The organism is Sphingomonas sp. MM-1, assembly GCF_000347675.2.
GTDB classification, from domain to species: Bacteria; Pseudomonadota; Alphaproteobacteria; order Sphingomonadales; family Sphingomonadaceae; genus Sphingomonas_E; species Sphingomonas_E fennica.
Genome location: NC_020561.1, coordinates 2,827,678 through 2,841,977 on the forward strand (window position 1 = coordinate 2,827,678; position 14,300 = coordinate 2,841,977).

General features: G+C 67.2%; 12 protein-coding genes and 1 tRNA gene. 5 read left to right on the forward strand and 8 right to left on the reverse strand.

The features are described from left to right. The first annotated feature begins 100 nt into the window (after window positions 1-100). Window positions 101-994, forward strand: a complete 894-nt coding sequence (locus tag G432_RS13485; protein ID WP_015459372.1) for an NAD-dependent epimerase/dehydratase family protein — start codon at window positions 101-103, stop codon at window positions 992-994. Here G432_RS13485 and G432_RS13490 read toward each other — a convergent pair. Further along, window positions 991-1,929 carry an AraC family transcriptional regulator gene (locus G432_RS13490; RefSeq protein WP_015459373.1) on the reverse strand — a complete coding sequence of 313 codons (939 nt, stop codon included), beginning with the start codon at window positions 1,927-1,929 and terminating at the stop codon, window positions 991-993. The genes G432_RS13485 and G432_RS13490 overlap by 4 nt on opposite strands. Before the next feature lie 96 nt (window positions 1,930-2,025). Between G432_RS13490 and G432_RS13495 the strand changes: the two genes are divergently transcribed. Together G432_RS13495 and G432_RS13500 are read left to right on the forward strand one after the other, a co-directional pair. Further along, entirely contained in the window at window positions 2,026-2,868 is an 843-nt protein-coding gene (locus G432_RS13495) for an SDR family oxidoreductase (RefSeq protein ID WP_015459374.1), read from the forward strand. Window positions 2,869-2,921: 53 nt separating this feature from the next. Beyond that, a complete protein-coding gene (locus G432_RS13500; protein ID WP_015459375.1) occupies window positions 2,922-3,716 on the forward strand; it encodes an alpha/beta fold hydrolase in 795 nt (264 codons plus the stop codon). Window positions 3,717-3,801: 85 nt separating this feature from the next. Here G432_RS13500 and G432_RS13505 read toward each other — a convergent pair whose 3' ends face one another. Then, window positions 3,802-4,131 carry a winged helix-turn-helix transcriptional regulator gene (locus tag G432_RS13505; protein WP_015459376.1) on the reverse strand — a complete coding sequence of 110 codons (330 nt, stop codon included), beginning with the start codon at window positions 4,129-4,131 and terminating at the stop codon, window positions 3,802-3,804. A 94-nt stretch (window positions 4,132-4,225) separates the two neighbouring features. Here G432_RS13505 and G432_RS13510 point away from each other — a divergent pair, with 94 nt between their 5' ends. After that, window positions 4,226-4,591: a nuclear transport factor 2 family protein gene (locus G432_RS13510; RefSeq protein WP_236626779.1), complete on the forward strand. Its 366-nt coding sequence runs from the start codon at window positions 4,226-4,228 to the stop codon at window positions 4,589-4,591. Beyond that, window positions 4,588-5,370, forward strand: a complete 783-nt coding sequence (locus G432_RS13515) for an SDR family oxidoreductase (RefSeq protein WP_015459378.1) — start codon at window positions 4,588-4,590, stop codon at window positions 5,368-5,370. The genes G432_RS13510 and G432_RS13515 overlap by 4 nt, the downstream gene beginning before the upstream one ends. Before the next feature lie 556 nt (window positions 5,371-5,926). Here G432_RS13515 and G432_RS13520 read toward each other — a convergent pair. The 6 genes from G432_RS13520 to G432_RS13545 form a co-directional block, all read right to left on the reverse strand. Next, a complete protein-coding gene (locus G432_RS13520) occupies window positions 5,927-6,898 on the reverse strand; it encodes a hypothetical protein (RefSeq protein WP_015459379.1) in 972 nt (323 codons plus the stop codon). 285 nt (window positions 6,899-7,183) lie between these two features. After that, window positions 7,184-7,260, reverse strand: a tRNA-Arg gene (locus G432_RS13525). 35 nt (window positions 7,261-7,295) lie between these two features. Further along, on the reverse strand, window positions 7,296-8,792 hold the full coding sequence (locus tag G432_RS13530) for an efflux transporter outer membrane subunit (protein ID WP_015459380.1): 1,497 nt from the start codon (window positions 8,790-8,792) through the stop codon (window positions 7,296-7,298). Next, entirely contained in the window at window positions 8,789-11,971 is a 3,183-nt protein-coding gene (locus G432_RS13535; protein ID WP_015459381.1) for an efflux RND transporter permease subunit, read from the reverse strand. The genes G432_RS13530 and G432_RS13535 overlap by 4 nt, the downstream gene beginning before the upstream one ends. Before the next feature lie 3 nt (window positions 11,972-11,974). After that, window positions 11,975-13,165, reverse strand: coding sequence for an efflux RND transporter periplasmic adaptor subunit (locus tag G432_RS13540; protein ID WP_015459382.1), 1,191 nt, complete (start codon window positions 13,163-13,165; stop codon window positions 11,975-11,977). Between the two features lie 191 nt (window positions 13,166-13,356). Next, complete coding sequence (locus G432_RS13545) at window positions 13,357-14,133, reverse strand: SDR family NAD(P)-dependent oxidoreductase (protein WP_015459383.1); 777 nt, start codon at window positions 14,131-14,133, stop codon at window positions 13,357-13,359. Between the last annotated feature and the right edge of the window lie 167 nt (window positions 14,134-14,300).

Here is a 14,300-nt window from a genome sequence, read left to right on the forward strand (position 1 = left end):
CCATCTGTGAATCCGCTTCCCAGATCATGTGCCGGCCCGGCCGATTTTCAAGATGCGATCACAGGCCCATTTCACGGGGGATTTCGAAGGAGGCATTTCCATGAACATCTTCGTGACCGGCGCGAGCGGTTATATCGGCGGATCGGTGGCGGCCCGGCTGGCGGGCCTCGGCCATAATGTGCGCGGGCTGATCCGCAACGCCGCCCGCGCCGACGAGCTCCGCGCCCACGGCATCGAGCCGGTGATCGGCACGCTGGACGACGGCGCCCTGCTGACGGCCGAGGCGCGCGCCGCCGATGCGGTGATCAACGCCGCCAGCAGCGACCATCGCGGCGCGGTGGAGGCGCTGCTGGCGGGGCTGGCCGGATCGGGCAAGCGCTTCATCCACACCAGCGGCACCAGCCTGGTGGGCGACGAGGCGGTGGGCGAGCCTTCGGACGCGATCTTCACCGAGGAGACGCCGGTGACGCCCGCGCCCGACAAGGTGGCGCGGATCGCGATCAACCGGCTGATCGAGGATGCGGCGCCGGGCGTCCATTCGATCGTGCTGTGCAACAGCCTGATCTACGGCAACCATCTGGGCCCGCGGGCGCAGAGCGTGCAGATCCCGCCGCTGGTGGCCGAGGCCAGGGAAAGCGGCGTGGCGCGCCATGTCGGCCGCGGGCTAAACCGCTGGTCCAACGTGCATATCGCGGACATGGCCGATCTTTATGTGCTGGCGCTGGAAAAGGCGCCGGCCGGCAGCTTCTACTTCGTCGAGAATGGCGAGGCCTCGTTCAGGGAGATCACCGACGCGATCGGCGCGGCGCTGGGCATCGGCCCGTCGCAGGACTGGGCGCCCGAGGCGGCGATCGCCCGCTGGGGCCGCGAGCTGGCGGTATTCGGCCTCGGCTCCAACAGCCGCGTCCGCGCGGACAAGGCGCGGGCGGAGCTGGGCTGGGCGCCGGTCCACACCTCCGTCACCGGCTATATCCTGAACGATATGCCGCGCTAGGAGGGAATGCGCGCGGCGGCCGGGCGGCCCCGCGCGGAACGGCGGGAACGCGCGAAGCCGCCCGGCGGGCAGCCGGCGTGGCGGCGGAACGCGGTGCTGAAGGCGCTGGCCGATTCATAGCCGATCTCCTCCGCCAGCCGATCGAGCGAGATCCCGCCCCGGCTGAGCGCATCCTTCGCCAGCGCCATCCGCCAGCGCGCCAGATATTCGATCGGCGCGCATCCCACCGTCTGCGTGAAGCGCGCGGCGAATGCCGAGCGCGACATGCAGGCGATGGCGGCCAGGCGGGCCACCGTCCAGCGATCGCCGACATTGGCGTGGAGCGCCTGCAGCGCCTTCGCCACGCCGGGATCGCGCATGCCGCCGAGCAGGCCGGTGGCCCGGCTTCCGCCGTCGATGCCGTGGTGGCGGAGCGCCGCGATCAGCATCACCTCCAGCAGCCGTTCCAGGATCATCCCCGCGCCGGGACGATCGCCGGCGGTCTCCTCCAGGATCAGGCCGAGCACGCGGGAGAGGCCGGTCGTGTCGTGCAGGGCGGAGCGGACATGGATCATGCCGGGCAGGAGCGCGGATACCAGCGCCGCATTGGCGGGATCGACCCGGAAGCTGCCGCCCAGCATGCGGAAATCGGGCGCGCCATCGGGATCGCCGTGGCGCAGCGCCTGCCCGGACGGTTCCACCGGCACGCAGGCCATGCCCGGCCGGCTCGCCATATCGAAGGCCGGCGTCACGGGCAGCAGCACGAAATCCCCCGCCTCCAGCCGCACCGGATCGCCCGCCGCCAATGTCAGCCAGCAGCCGCCCTCGACCACCATCGCGAAGCCGGGCATGCCATAAGCGGCGTAGCGCACGCCCCAGTCGCCGCGCGCGGTGATCGGCTTGGACAAAGCGGCATGGGGCCGCAGCAGGGCGATGACGGTGCTCAACGGGTCCATCGGGACGATCCGTAAATAATATCGGATCATGGATTATGGATCGTCCCCGCCCGCCCGTCTAACCCCGGCCGCGACAGCGAAGCCCAGGGAGGCGATATGAGCAGGACCGTTTTCATCACCGGCACCTCATCCGGCTATGGCAAGGCCGCCGCCGATCATTTCCGGGCACGCGGGTGGAAGGTGATCGCCACGATGCGCCGCCCCGATCCCGCCATCTTCGCGGATGCCGGCGATCGGCTGAAGGTGCTGCCGCTGGACGTGACCGACGCGGACAGCATCGCGGGCGCCATCGCGGCCGGCCTGGACTGGGCCGGATCGATCGACGTGCTGGTGAACAATGCCGGGATCGGCCTGGCTTCCGCCGTCGAGGCGACGCCCGACGCCGTGATCCGGGAAATCTTCGAGACCAACAGCTTCGGCGTCTTCGCCATGTGCCGCGCCATCATCCCCGCGATGCGGCGGCAGGGGCATGGCGTGATCGTCAACGTGACGTCGAGCGCGGCGATCGGACCGATGCCGCTGGTGGCCGTCTATGCCGGCAGCAAATGCGCCGTGGAGGGGTTCACCGAATCGCTGGCCTATGAGCTGCACCCCTTCGGCATCGAGGCGCGGCTGGTGGAGCCGGGCTATGCGCCGACCACTCGCTTCACCGCCAATGGCGGACCGCGCATGGCGGGGCTGATCCCCCCGGACTATGCCGCCTTCGCCCAGGCATGCTTCGCGAAGATGGCCGATTATCCCACGCCTTACTGCACCGAGGCGGAGGTGGCCGAGGCGATCTTCGCCGCCGCGACGGCGGAGCATCGCCGGCTCCGCTTTCCCGCCGGGGCCGATACCCGGATGCTCGCCGGCCTGCGCTGGTCGGCGGGCGAGGACCGGTATAGCATGCGGATGCGCGAGATGTTCGATCCCGCGGGCGCGCCGGCGGCGGCGGGCTGACGGGGCGGCATCGCCGGGCCGGAGCAGTTGACCGAGCTGGAGGGCATGGCCGCATGACCATCGACCGGCGCACATTCGTGGGGGCGGCAGCCCTCGCCGTGGGAAGCGCGGCCATGGCCGGCGCCATGACCGAGGCGCGCGGGGCGGCCGAGACGGCCGGCGGCGCGAAGGCCCGCAACGTCGTGCTGGTGCACGGCCTGTTCGCCGACGGATCGTCCTGGTCGGAAGTGATCCCGCTGCTGCAGGCGCGGGGGCTCAATGTCGTTTCCGTCCAGAACCCGCTCACCACATTGCCCGAAGCCGTCGCCGCCGCCCGCCGCGTGCTGGACAGGCAGACCGGGCCGACCGTGCTCGCCGGCCACAGCTTCGCGGGGATGATCGTCACCGAGGCGGGCGTGCATCCCAACGTCTCCGCGCTGGTCTATGTCGCGGCGCGGGCGCCCGATGCCGGCGAGGATTATGGGGCGCTGGCCGCGAAATTCCCGGCGGCCCCGGCCAGCGCGGGCATCATCTACGACGGCGACGAGGGGCGGCTGGGCGACGAAGCCTTCCTGCGCGACTTCGCGGGAGACCTGCCCGCGGCGAAGGCGAAGGTCCTCCTCGCCGTGCAGCAGCCCTTCCGCAGGGAATTGCTCGCCGGGCGCACCGCCAATGCCGCCTGGCGCGGCAAGCCGAGCTATTATGCGGTCTCCACCGAGGATCGCACGATCGACCCCGATCTCCAGCGCTTCATGGCCGGCCGCATGGGGGCCAGGACGATCGAGCTGCGATCGAGCCATGTCTCGCTCCTGTCCCACCCCGCCGAAATCGCGGGCCTGATCCTGGAGGCGGCCGGCGGGCGTGGCTGATCCGTCGCGCGGTATCCGGCGCGCGCCGGGATGACGGGGATGAGGACGGGTTGATCGTCGTTCGACGGGATTCAGATGGGCGTCTTCATTCCCGTTCCGCCGCTGGCGGACGCTGACCGGCCCAGGTCAGCAGGGCATCGAGGGCGGGGCAAAGCGCCTGCCCCCAGTCCGTGAGGCAATATTCGACCTTGGGCGGCACCTGATGGTGGACGATCCGGCGCACGACGCCGTCCTTTTCCATCTGGCGAAGCTGCTGGATCAGCATCTTCTGCGAGATGGCGGGAATCGCCCGCTCAAGATCGGAGAAGCGCAATATCCTGCCGCCGAACAGATGGAACAGGATCACCAGCTTCCAGCGTCCCTCCAGTATCCGCAGCACCTCCTCCACCCCGCTTGCTGCCGAAACCGGCGTCAAATGGCTATTCTTACCTTCAGGTAAGTTCCCTACTTTTTCGTGTGTTCTTGCCATTCACAAAGCGTAACCTCACTCTCGCGCTCGATCAATCAGCATGGCGTTCGACCGCGCCATGCACTGCCGAGGAAGCGCTATGCCGATTAATCTACCTCGACCCATTGCCGCCTATTTTGCCGCCGATCGAGCGGACGGCGAAGCGGTTGCGCGCTGCTTCACCGAGGACGCCGTCGTGCAGGACGAGGGCCGGACGCATGGCGGCCGACCGGCCATCGCCGCCTGGAAGGCGGACGCATCGGCCAGATACGCCTATACGAGCGAACCCGTCGCCATGGACGAGAGCGACGGCAGGACGGTCGTCACCTGCCATCTTGCCGGCGATTTTCCCGGCAGCCCCGTCGACCTGCGATTCTTCTTCCGCTTGCAGGGCGACAAGATCGCCTCGCTGGAGATCATCCCATGAGCTTCGACCTTCAGTTGGCGGGCGCGCGGGCGCTTGTCACCGGGGGCACCAAGGGGATCGGGGCGTCGGTGGTGGAGGCGTTGCAGGAGGCCGGGGGGCGCGTGGTCGCGACCGCGCGAACCGTGCCCGGCCCATCCTCGGCGGGCGTCCATTATGCGGCGGCGGACCTGACGAGTGCGGAAGGCTGTGCTGTCGCCGCGCGGGCCACGCTCGACGCGCTTGGCGGGATCGACATCATCGTCAACACGCTGGGCGGGTCGAGCGCGCCGCCGGGCGGCTTTGCGGCGCTCAGCGACGCGGCGTGGGCAAGGGAACTCGATCTCAACCTCATGCCCGCGGTCCGCATCGACCGGGCGCTGCTGCCCGCCATGATCGCGCAAGGGTCTGGCGTCATCATCCACGTCACGTCGATCCAGCATGTGCTTCCCCTGCCGGAATCGACCACCGCTTATGCCGCCGCCAAGGCGGCGCTTGCGACCTACAGCAAGAGCCTGTCGAAGGAGGTGGCGCCCAAGGGCATCCGCGTCGTCCAGGTTTCTCCCGGCTGGGTGGAGACGGACGCCGCCGTGGCGCTGGCCGAGCGCCTCGCGGCTGACGCCGGAACCGATTATGAAGGCGGCAAGCGCATCATCATGAACGCGCTTGGCGGCATCCCGCTCGGTCGCCCGGCCAGGCCCAGGGAAGTGGCGGACCTGATCGCGTTTCTGGCATCGCCGAAAGCGGGCGCGATCACCGGCGCGGAATATGTCATCGATGGCGGCACCGTGCCCACGGCTTGAAGCGGGCCCTCTCATGAACCGCCGTGCTTTCAGGATCGTGGTGCCCCAAGCAGGATGAAAGCGATGAATATGAGTTGCCGCTTGTGCTACGCTAGGACCGCATTTCAACGCATCGCGCCGCTTTCTGTCGCCTTCAAGGCGTTATGATGTAGTCTCGGCCGTGAGCCGATCGGTCTTGCTCTGTGAACATTGTCGAAAGCGGATATCCTGCTCAGAGCAAATGGCGCTGGAGCGGGAAGGTCAGAGGCGTAAAAGCTATTGCCCACATTAATCTATGTGCTAATACACATTAAACAATGTGTGGTTCAGTGGAACCATGTCATATGCGGACTTTCTGATTGAGTTGGCGCGGGCCGGGCTCACCGTGCGCGGATTCGCGGACTTAGTCGGAATGAACCCAAACTCGATCACCAATTATGCGCGCCAGGGCGGATGCTCACAACATAGACGGAATTTTACTTATAGACACTTGTCGCCTCCCGATAACGTCCCTGACCCAATTGCTCTTTGGCATATCTGGCTCCAAGCGGCGTGAAAGGCTCACCGGAGCAATTAATTAGTCATCTCGCATGATCTTCTCTCGCATGTGCGCACAGTAGGAGCACAACCCTTCATCCAGTCCATCCAGATAATCCTGGATACTGATGCCCTCTCCACAACGAATGCACTCGTCGGTATAGTCCAGCGCTTCGCTGCAATTCGCGCAACTGTCTTCGCCTTCGATCAGCGTAGCCCGTCCACAAGCGGGGCAAGTGTATATGGGGCCATCCTCAAACGCATCCTTGTAGCGGATATAGGCTTCGGTCCCATGGACTTTTTCGATCGCCCGCTCGATCGCGTCGGCCATCTCAACGTCCTGCCCGCAAGTCTTGCAGCGTAGTTCCGCGCAGTCCTGGCTCCCATTATCCGGTTCAATCTGCTCGACCAACTCGGATTGACAATTTCCGCATTTGATGACCTCGGGGATGATCGAAGGTGAATGCCATTCAATCTTTTCTAAGGTCGCGCGCGCTTCCCTGAGTTCTTGATCGTATAATTCTTTGGTCTCCAGCATGGTTGTCCATGCTTCGCCCAGCAAGGTTACAGGATTTTCGTCCATTTGCCGGAACAACGACGCGGCAACGGGAAACCCTTTGCTGATTGCTGAACGGATGGCCGTTGCCGATTCCGAGGTGTAGTGATGCTCCATATCGTTGCGGATCGTATTGAGTGCTTTGAGTGCCTTGTGATCCAGAGCTACGCCGAAATCTTTGGCTCGTTCGCCGATCTGCTGGAAATCGATCGTCGAATGTCCGACCTGTGACAACTCAATGCCCCCCTGGCCGTCCGGCACAGGTTTGAGTTTAGCTCCAATGATGTGCTGGGGGTCCGCGTTCGGCGCAGCCCGAATCAGGGCTTCCTTCGCAAGAAGCAGCAGGCCAGCATAGAAATTGCGTACAGCCGAAATATCGCGATCATGGTCCTGCTGTCGAAAATCTTCGACACCCATACGGATCGACGCAATCGCGTTCTCAAATAGTGACGGCATATAATCTCACGAAAAAGACGATCGTGTCAGTTAAACCAGTACCGCCCAATCCTCCGCCAGAAAATTGTCCATAGGGAATTCGGTGGCGCGAATGATCGTTTTCGAGGGCAGCGATCTGAGCATGGATTGAAACAAAATAGGCGCGATCCGGCCATTCACCAGAACGGACTCGAACTTCCTATCGCAATATGTCGCCGCGCCTACGCTATTGATTGGTCAGGCCAGTGTAGACACGGCGATGCAAAGGCGGTTCTGGCGTACCGTGGCGTAGAGCCACGGCGGTGGTGGTGCCCCGGGAGAGACTCGAACTCCCGACCTGCGGTTTAGGAAACCGTTGCTCTGTCCTGCTGAGCTACCGGGGCAACAGGTGGTTCCGTAGATTTCCGGGGGGGCGCCGTCAATCGGCCGCGCGCGGGAGGGGCGGGCGGGGGCTTGGGGGCTGTTCCATCAGCTCGTCGCCGCCCAGCGTCTGATAGAGGGCGACGAGGTTCTGCGCGCGCGCCAGCCGCGTCGCCGCGAGGGTGCGGCGGGCGGAATAGAGGGTGCGCTGGGCATCGAGCAGGTTGAGATAGGAATCGATGCCGCCGCGATACCGCTCCGTCCCGAGATAGAGGCTGTCGCGGGCGGCTTCCTCCAGCGCGCGATCGGAGCCGAGCTGGCTGTCGATCGTGCCGCGCCGGGCCAGCGCGTCCGCCACCTCGCGGAAGGCCGTCTGGATCGCCTTCTGGTAATTGGCCAGCGCCAGATCGCGCTGCGCCCTGGCATCGGCGAGGTTGCCGGCATTGGCCCCCCAGTCGAAGATCGGCAGGGTGGCGGAGGGCTGCACGCTCCAGGTGAAGGCATCGCCGGTGAAGAGATCGGCAAGCGCGGTGCTGGCGAGGCCGGCCAGCGCCGTCAGCGAGATGCGCGGGAAGAAGGCCGCGCGCGCCGCGCCGATCCGGGCATTGGCGGCGTAGAGGCGATATTCGGCCTGCACCACATCGGGGCGGCGCAGCAGGATGCCGGAATCGAGGCCGGGCGGAAGCTCGGCAAGCTGGTCCTCCGTGCCGTCGAGCGCGGCGGGAAGGAGATCGTCCGCCACGGGGGCGCCGACGAGCAGCTCCAGCGCATTGCGATCCTGGGCGATCGCGGTGGTGAGCTGCGCCGCATCCGACCGGGCCTGGGCGAGGATCGTTTCCGCCTGGCGGAGATCGGTGCGCGGGGCGATGCCGCCCTGGAGGCGGGCGCGGGTAAGCTCCACGCTGCGCAGCGCGCTCGCCTCCGTATCGCGGGCGATGGCGAGCAGCGTGCGATCGGCGGCGAGCTGGAGATAGAGGTTGGCGACTTCGGCCACGAGCGTGAGGCGGGCGGCGCGAAGCGCGGCCTCCGTCCCCAGATATTCGTCGAAGGCGGCGTTGCTCAGGCTTTGCAGCCGGCCGAACAGATCGACCTCGAACGCGGTGACGCCGCCTTCGAGGCTGTAGGAGGTGTTGGTATCGCCGCCGCCGCCGCTTGCGCCGCCGTTGAGCGAGCCGCCGCCGTTCGCGCCGTGATTGACCGAGATCCGCCCGCTGGCGTCGATCCCCGGAAAGATGCCGGCATGCGCCACGCGATATTGCGCGCGCGCGGAGGCGACGTTGGCGAGGGCGGCGCGCAGATCCTGATTGTTGGCGATCGCCCGGTCGATGATCGCCTGCAGCTTCGGATCGCGGAAGACATCGCGATAGGTGACGGAGGGCAGGCCGGCCTCGCTCTGGCGGAGATAGGCGTCGCCCGCCGGCCAGCCTTGCGGGATGGCGGGCGCGGGGCGCGGCATATCCGGCGCCATGGTGCAGCCGGCGAGGAGAGCCAGGGCGGAGAGAGCCAGGGCGGGAAAGGCCAGGGCGGGGAGGGCGGGCGGGAGGCGGCGGATCATGCCAGCGCCTCCGCGGCGCCGCCGGATGCCGGGCCGTCCGGCTTTTCCGCATGGCCCTTGCGGAACAGCCTGCGGACGAGGACGAAGAAGAGCGGCACGAAGAAGATCGCCAGCACCGTGGCGGTGATCATCCCGCCCATCACCGCCGTGCCGATCGCCACCCGGCTCTTGGCGCCGGCGCCGGTGGAGATGGCGAGCGGCAGCACGCCGAAGATGAAGGCGAGGCTGGTCATCAGGATCGGGCGCAGGCGGATGCGGGCGGCCTCCAGCGCGGCTTCCACCGCCGTGCGGCCCTGCCGTTCCGCCTGCTCGGCGAATTCCACGATCAGGATGGCGTTCTTGGCCGAAAGCCCCATGGTGGTGAGCAGGCCGACCTGGAAATAGATGTCGTTTTCCAGCCCGCGCGCCAGCACCGCCAGGGTCGCGCCGATCAGGCCGAGCGGCATCACCAGCATCACCGCGAAGGGGATGGACCAGCTTTCGTAAAGCGCCGCGAGGCAGAGGAACACGACGAGCAGCGACAGGCCGTAGAGATAGGGCGCCTGCCCGCCCGAAATCTGTTCCTGATAGGACAGGCCCGCCCAGGCGATGGAGACGCCGGGAAGCTGGCCCGCAAGCTCGGCGATGCGCGCCATCGCGTCGCCCGAGCTCTTGCCCGGCGCCGACTGGCCCTGAATCTCGTAGGAAGCGAGGCCGTTGAAGCGGGTGAGCGTGTTGGGCGCGCGGCCCCAATCGATATGGGCGAAGGCCGAGAAGGGCGCCATCTGCCCGGACGCGCCGCGCACGAACCAGTTGGCGAGATCCTCCGGCCGGCTGCGATAGGGGGCGTCGCCCTGGACATAGACGCGCTTCACCCGGCCGCGATCGACGAAATCGTTGACATAGTTGCCGCCCCACGCGGCCGACAGCGTCTGATCGACCGCCGCCTGGGTGAGGCCGAGCGCGCCGACCTTCGCCTGATCGATCTGGACCGACAAGGTGGGCGTATCCTCCAGGCTGTTCTGGCGGACCTGGGCGAGGATGGGATCGGCGGACGCCTCCGCGATGAGCTGATCGCGGCGGGCCTTGAACTCCTCCCGGCTGAGGCCGCCGGAGTTGAGCAGCTCCAGCGTGAAGCCGCTCGACTGGCCGAGGCCGCGCACGGCGGGCGGGTTGAGCGCGTAGAACTGGACGTCGCGCATCTCGCGGCCCAGCTCCGCCGTCGCGCGGCGGGTGATCGCCTCCGCGCTGTTGGCCGAACCCTTGCGCTCGTCCCACGGCGCCAGCGACAGGAAGCCGCGCCCGGCATTCTGGCCGGTGCCCGCCTGGTTGCCGCCGATGACCGCATAGACGACGTTGGTGTTCTTGCCCTCCGTCCCCAGGAAATAGCGCTCGATCGTCTTGGCCGCCGCGATGGTGCGGGCCTGGGTGGCGCCCGCCGGCAGGGTGAACTGGAGCTGGGCGATGCCCTGGTCCTCCACGGGCAGGAAGCTGGTCGGCAGCTTCAGGAAGACGAGGACGAGCAGCACGACGATGGCGCCATAGACGAGGAGCGCCGCCTTCATGTGGCCGAACAGGCGGGCGACGCGGGCGCGATAGCCTTCGGACATGCGCGCGAACCAGGCGTTGAAGCGATCGCCATAATGGTGCGCGCGCTGGACGATCCAGGGGCCGCCGCGCCGGGCCGCGTGATCCGGCCGCTTGAGCAGGGTGGCCGCCAGCGCGGGCGAGAGGATGAGGGCCACCACCACCGAAAGCACCATCGAGGAGACGATGGTGATCGAGAACTGCTTGTAGATGACGCCGGTGGACCCGCCGAAGAAGGCCATCGGCAGGAACACCGCCGACAGCACCAGCGCGATCGCGATCAGCGCGATGTTGATTTCCGACATCGACTTGATCGTGGCGTCGCGGGGGGAGATGTCCGGCTCCTCCTCCATCACGCGCTCGACATTCTCGACCACGACGATCGCGTCGTCGACGAGCAGGCCGATCGCCAGCACCATGCCGAACAAGGTGAGCGTGTTGATCGAGAAGCCGAAGGCCGCGAGCACGCCGAAGGTGCCGAGCAGCACCACCGGCACGGCGATGGCCGGGATCAGCGTCGCCCGCCAGCTCTGGAGGAAGACGAACATCACCAGGACGACGAGGATGATCGCCTCGATCAGCGTCTTGATGACGTCTTCCACCGAAAGCTTGATGAAGGCGGTGCTGTCGTTGGGATAGGCGTAGCGCAGCCCCTGCGGGAAAGCGGAGGCGTGGCCGTCGACATAGCTGCGCACCAGCTTCGCCGTCTTGAGCGCGTCCGCCCCCGGCGCGAGCTGGATGGCGATGCCGGCGCCGGGATGGCCGTTGAGCCGGCTGACATTGTTGTAGCTTTCGCTGCCCAGCTCCACCCGCGCGACATCGCGCAGCAGCACCTTGGAGCCGTCCGTCTGCGTCTTGACGATGATGTCGCGGAACTGATCCGCCGTGGTGAGGCGGGACCGCGCCGTGACGATCGCGTTCAGCATCTGGCTGTCGGGCGAGGGCTGGCCGCCGATCTGGCCGGCGGCGACCTGCGTGTTCTGCGCCTGGATCGCCGCGATCACGTCCGCCGGCATGAGCTGGACCGCGGAAAGCTTGAAGGGATCGAGCCAGATCCGCATCGCATATTGCGATCCGAACACATTGACGTCGCCGACGCCCGCGAGGCGGCCGATCGGATCCTGCAGGTTGGAGACGAGATAGTCGCTGACGTCGGCGCTCGTCATCCGATCCGTCTCGTCGTAGATCGACACCACCATCAGGAAATCCGCGTTGGATTTCGTGACGACCAGGCCCTGCTGCTGGACCTGCTGGGGCAGGCGGGGCAGCGCCTGCTGCACCTTGTTCTGCACCTGGACCTGGGCGATGTCCGGGTCCGTGCCCTTCTGGAAGGTGACGGTGACCGTGACCGAGCCGGACGAGTTCGAGGTGGACTGGAAGTAGATCAGCCCGTCGATGCCGGTGAGCTGCTGCTCGATCACCTGGGTGACGCTGGATTCGATCGTTTCGGCCGACGCGCCCGGATAGGTGGCGCGGATGTTGACCGAGGGCGGCGCGATATCGGGATATTGCTCCACCGGCAGCGTCAATATGCCGCCGATGCCCAGCAGCATGATGACGATGGCGATGACCCATGCGAAGATGGGCCGATCGATGAAGATGCGTGACAGCACGGCCTAGCCCCGCGCGGCCGGCCGGGAACCGCCCTGCGCCGCGCCCGGAGGCGCCTTGCCGGAGGCCGGCGGCGAGCCGGCGGGGACCGGCTTGACCGGCTGGCCGGGCCGGATCTTGCCCAGCCCCTCGACGATCAGCCTGTCGCCGGCGGCGATGCCCGACGTCACCAGCCATTTGTCGCCGATGGTGCGATCGGCCGTGACGTTGCGTTCGACGGCCTTGTTGTCCGCGCCCACCACCATCACGGTCGCCTCGCCGCGCGGCGTGCGCGACAGGCCCTGCTGGGGCACGAGGAAGGCGCCCTGGCTGGTCGTCTGCGCAAGGCGCGCGCGCACATACATGCCGGGCAGCAGGATGCCCGAGGGATTGGGGAAGAGCGCGCGCAGCGTGACCGTGCCGGTATTGGGATCGACCATCGCCTCGGCGAATTCCAGCCGGCCCTCCAGCGGATATTCGCTATTGTCCTCCAGCTTCAGGCGCACGGGCACGCGCTGGGCGCCGCCGCCGGGGGCCAGCGACCGGCGCAGCGCCAGCAGCTCCGCGCTCGATTGCTGGATATCGACATAGATCGGATCGAGCCGCTGGATGGTGGTGAGCGGATCGGCCTGGTTGGAGGTGACGAGCGCGCCGGTGGTGACGAGCGAGCGGCCGATGCGGCCGGTGATGGGCGCGGGAACGCGGGTGAAGGCGAGGTTGATCCGCGCGGTTTCCAGGCTGGCGCGGGTCTGCGCCACGCTGGCGGCGGCCTGCTTCGCCGTGGCGGCGGCGTCGGTATAATCCTGCTTGGCGACGGCCTCGATCTCGGCCAGCGGCCTGTAGCGATCGGCGCGGGCCTGGGTCGCCTCGCGGTTCGCCTCGGCATTGGCGAGGTTGGCGGTCGCCTCGTTCACGGCGGCGCTGTAGAGGCTGGGATCGATCTGGTAGAGCGTCTGCCCGGCCTGGACGATGCTGCCTTCGGTGAACAGCCGCGCCTTGACCAGGCCGGAGACCTGCGGGCGCACCTCGGACGTCTCATAGGCGGTGGTGCGGCCGGAAAGCTCGACCTCCAGCGGCACGGTTTCGGGCTTCACGGTGATGAAGCCGGCCTCCGGCGGGCCCTTGTCGCGGCCATTGTCCCGGTTGCCGGAGCAGGAGGAGAGCGAGATGGCGAGGGCGGCAAGACCGGCCGCCCGGAACAGCAGCCGGTAATTCAACGACGCACCATGATGAGGGCCATTCGTCCACGCTCCTGAACTGCCGGCGATGCCAGGACAGCCGACGCCATCCGGACCAAGCCGACACGAATCATATGCCCCACGCACGGCTACCTAAAGCGTCGCCGCGCGGAAGTGTAGCGCTTTCCGATGGATGCCGGCCGGCGGATGACGGCCGGGCGGGCGCCGGACTACATGCCGTAGGTTTCGAGCAGGTTGACCTGCCCGGTATGCGCCAGCATGCCCCCGTCGACGATGAAGTTCTGGCCGGTGATGTAGGAGGCATCGGCGGAGGCGAGGAAGGCGATCAGCCCGGAAACCTCCTCCACCTGCCCCGGCCGGCGCATCGGGATGGCGGCGTGCCATTTGGCCAGCGCCTCGGGCGAGCTCTGGCTGGTGGCCGGCGTGACGATCAGGCCGGGGCTGACCGCGTTGACGCGGATGCCGTCGCGCGCATGATCGAGCGCGATCGATCGGGTGAGGTTGATGACGCCCGCCTTGGCCGCATTATAAGCATGGAAGCCGTAATCGCCCGCGACGCCGCAAACGGAGGCGATGTTGATGACCGAGCCGCCCGTCTTCACCAGATGCGGGATGGCGAAGCGACAGGCGTAGAAGATCGAATCCAGATCGGTGGCGATCACATGGTGCCAGACGGCGGGATCGACCGTGGTGACGCGGCCGAGCATGCCCGAGCCGGCATTGTTCACGAGCACGTCGATCGCGCCATATTCGCCGACCGTGAAATCGATCAGCCCGGCGATGTCGTCCGGCTTGCTGACGTCGGCCACGCGGATGCTGGCCCTGTCCCCCGCGCCGAGCGCATCGGCGCGTTCCTTCAGGCTCCCTTCCGTCCGGCCGGCGAGGACGACGCGCGCGCCTTCCTCGACAAAACGCGCGGCCGCCGCCGCGCCGATGCCGGCGGCCGCGCCGGTGACGATGACGACCTTGTCCTCGAAACGCCTCATTGATCTTCCCCATGCTTGCCGGTTGCGCCCGGTTCCCTGCCGGCGGAAGGTGCCTCATCCCGATGCGGATGGGGCGCGCCATTCGCCCGTTTCGCGATCTTTGCGGCCGTTTCGACGAGCGCGACCATCGGCGCGACGTTCCGCCCCCATTTCCGAACGGGGTCGTC

Excerpts from the sequence above, each read along its gene's own strand:
- G432_RS13495 (WP_015459374.1), top strand. The coding sequence starts at position 2,026 with ATGAGCAGGACCGTTTTCATCACCGGCACCTCATCCGGCTATGGCAAG.
- G432_RS13510 (WP_236626779.1), top strand. The coding sequence starts at position 4,226 with ATGGCGTTCGACCGCGCCATGCACTGCCGAGGAAGCGCTATGCCGATT.
- G432_RS13520 (WP_015459379.1), bottom strand. The coding sequence starts at position 6,898 with ATGCCGTCACTATTTGAGAACGCGATTGCGTCGATCCGTATGGGTGTC.
- G432_RS13545 (WP_015459383.1), bottom strand. The coding sequence starts at position 14,133 with ATGAGGCGTTTCGAGGACAAGGTCGTCATCGTCACCGGCGCGGCCGCC.
- G432_RS13490 (WP_015459373.1), bottom strand. The coding sequence starts at position 1,929 with ATGGACCCGTTGAGCACCGTCATCGCCCTGCTGCGGCCCCATGCCGCT.
- G432_RS13515 (WP_015459378.1), top strand. The coding sequence starts at position 4,588 with ATGAGCTTCGACCTTCAGTTGGCGGGCGCGCGGGCGCTTGTCACCGGG.
- G432_RS13530 (WP_015459380.1), bottom strand. The coding sequence starts at position 8,792 with ATGATCCGCCGCCTCCCGCCCGCCCTCCCCGCCCTGGCCTTTCCCGCC.
- G432_RS13500 (WP_015459375.1), top strand. The coding sequence starts at position 2,922 with ATGACCATCGACCGGCGCACATTCGTGGGGGCGGCAGCCCTCGCCGTG.
- G432_RS13485 (WP_015459372.1), top strand. The coding sequence starts at position 101 with ATGAACATCTTCGTGACCGGCGCGAGCGGTTATATCGGCGGATCGGTG.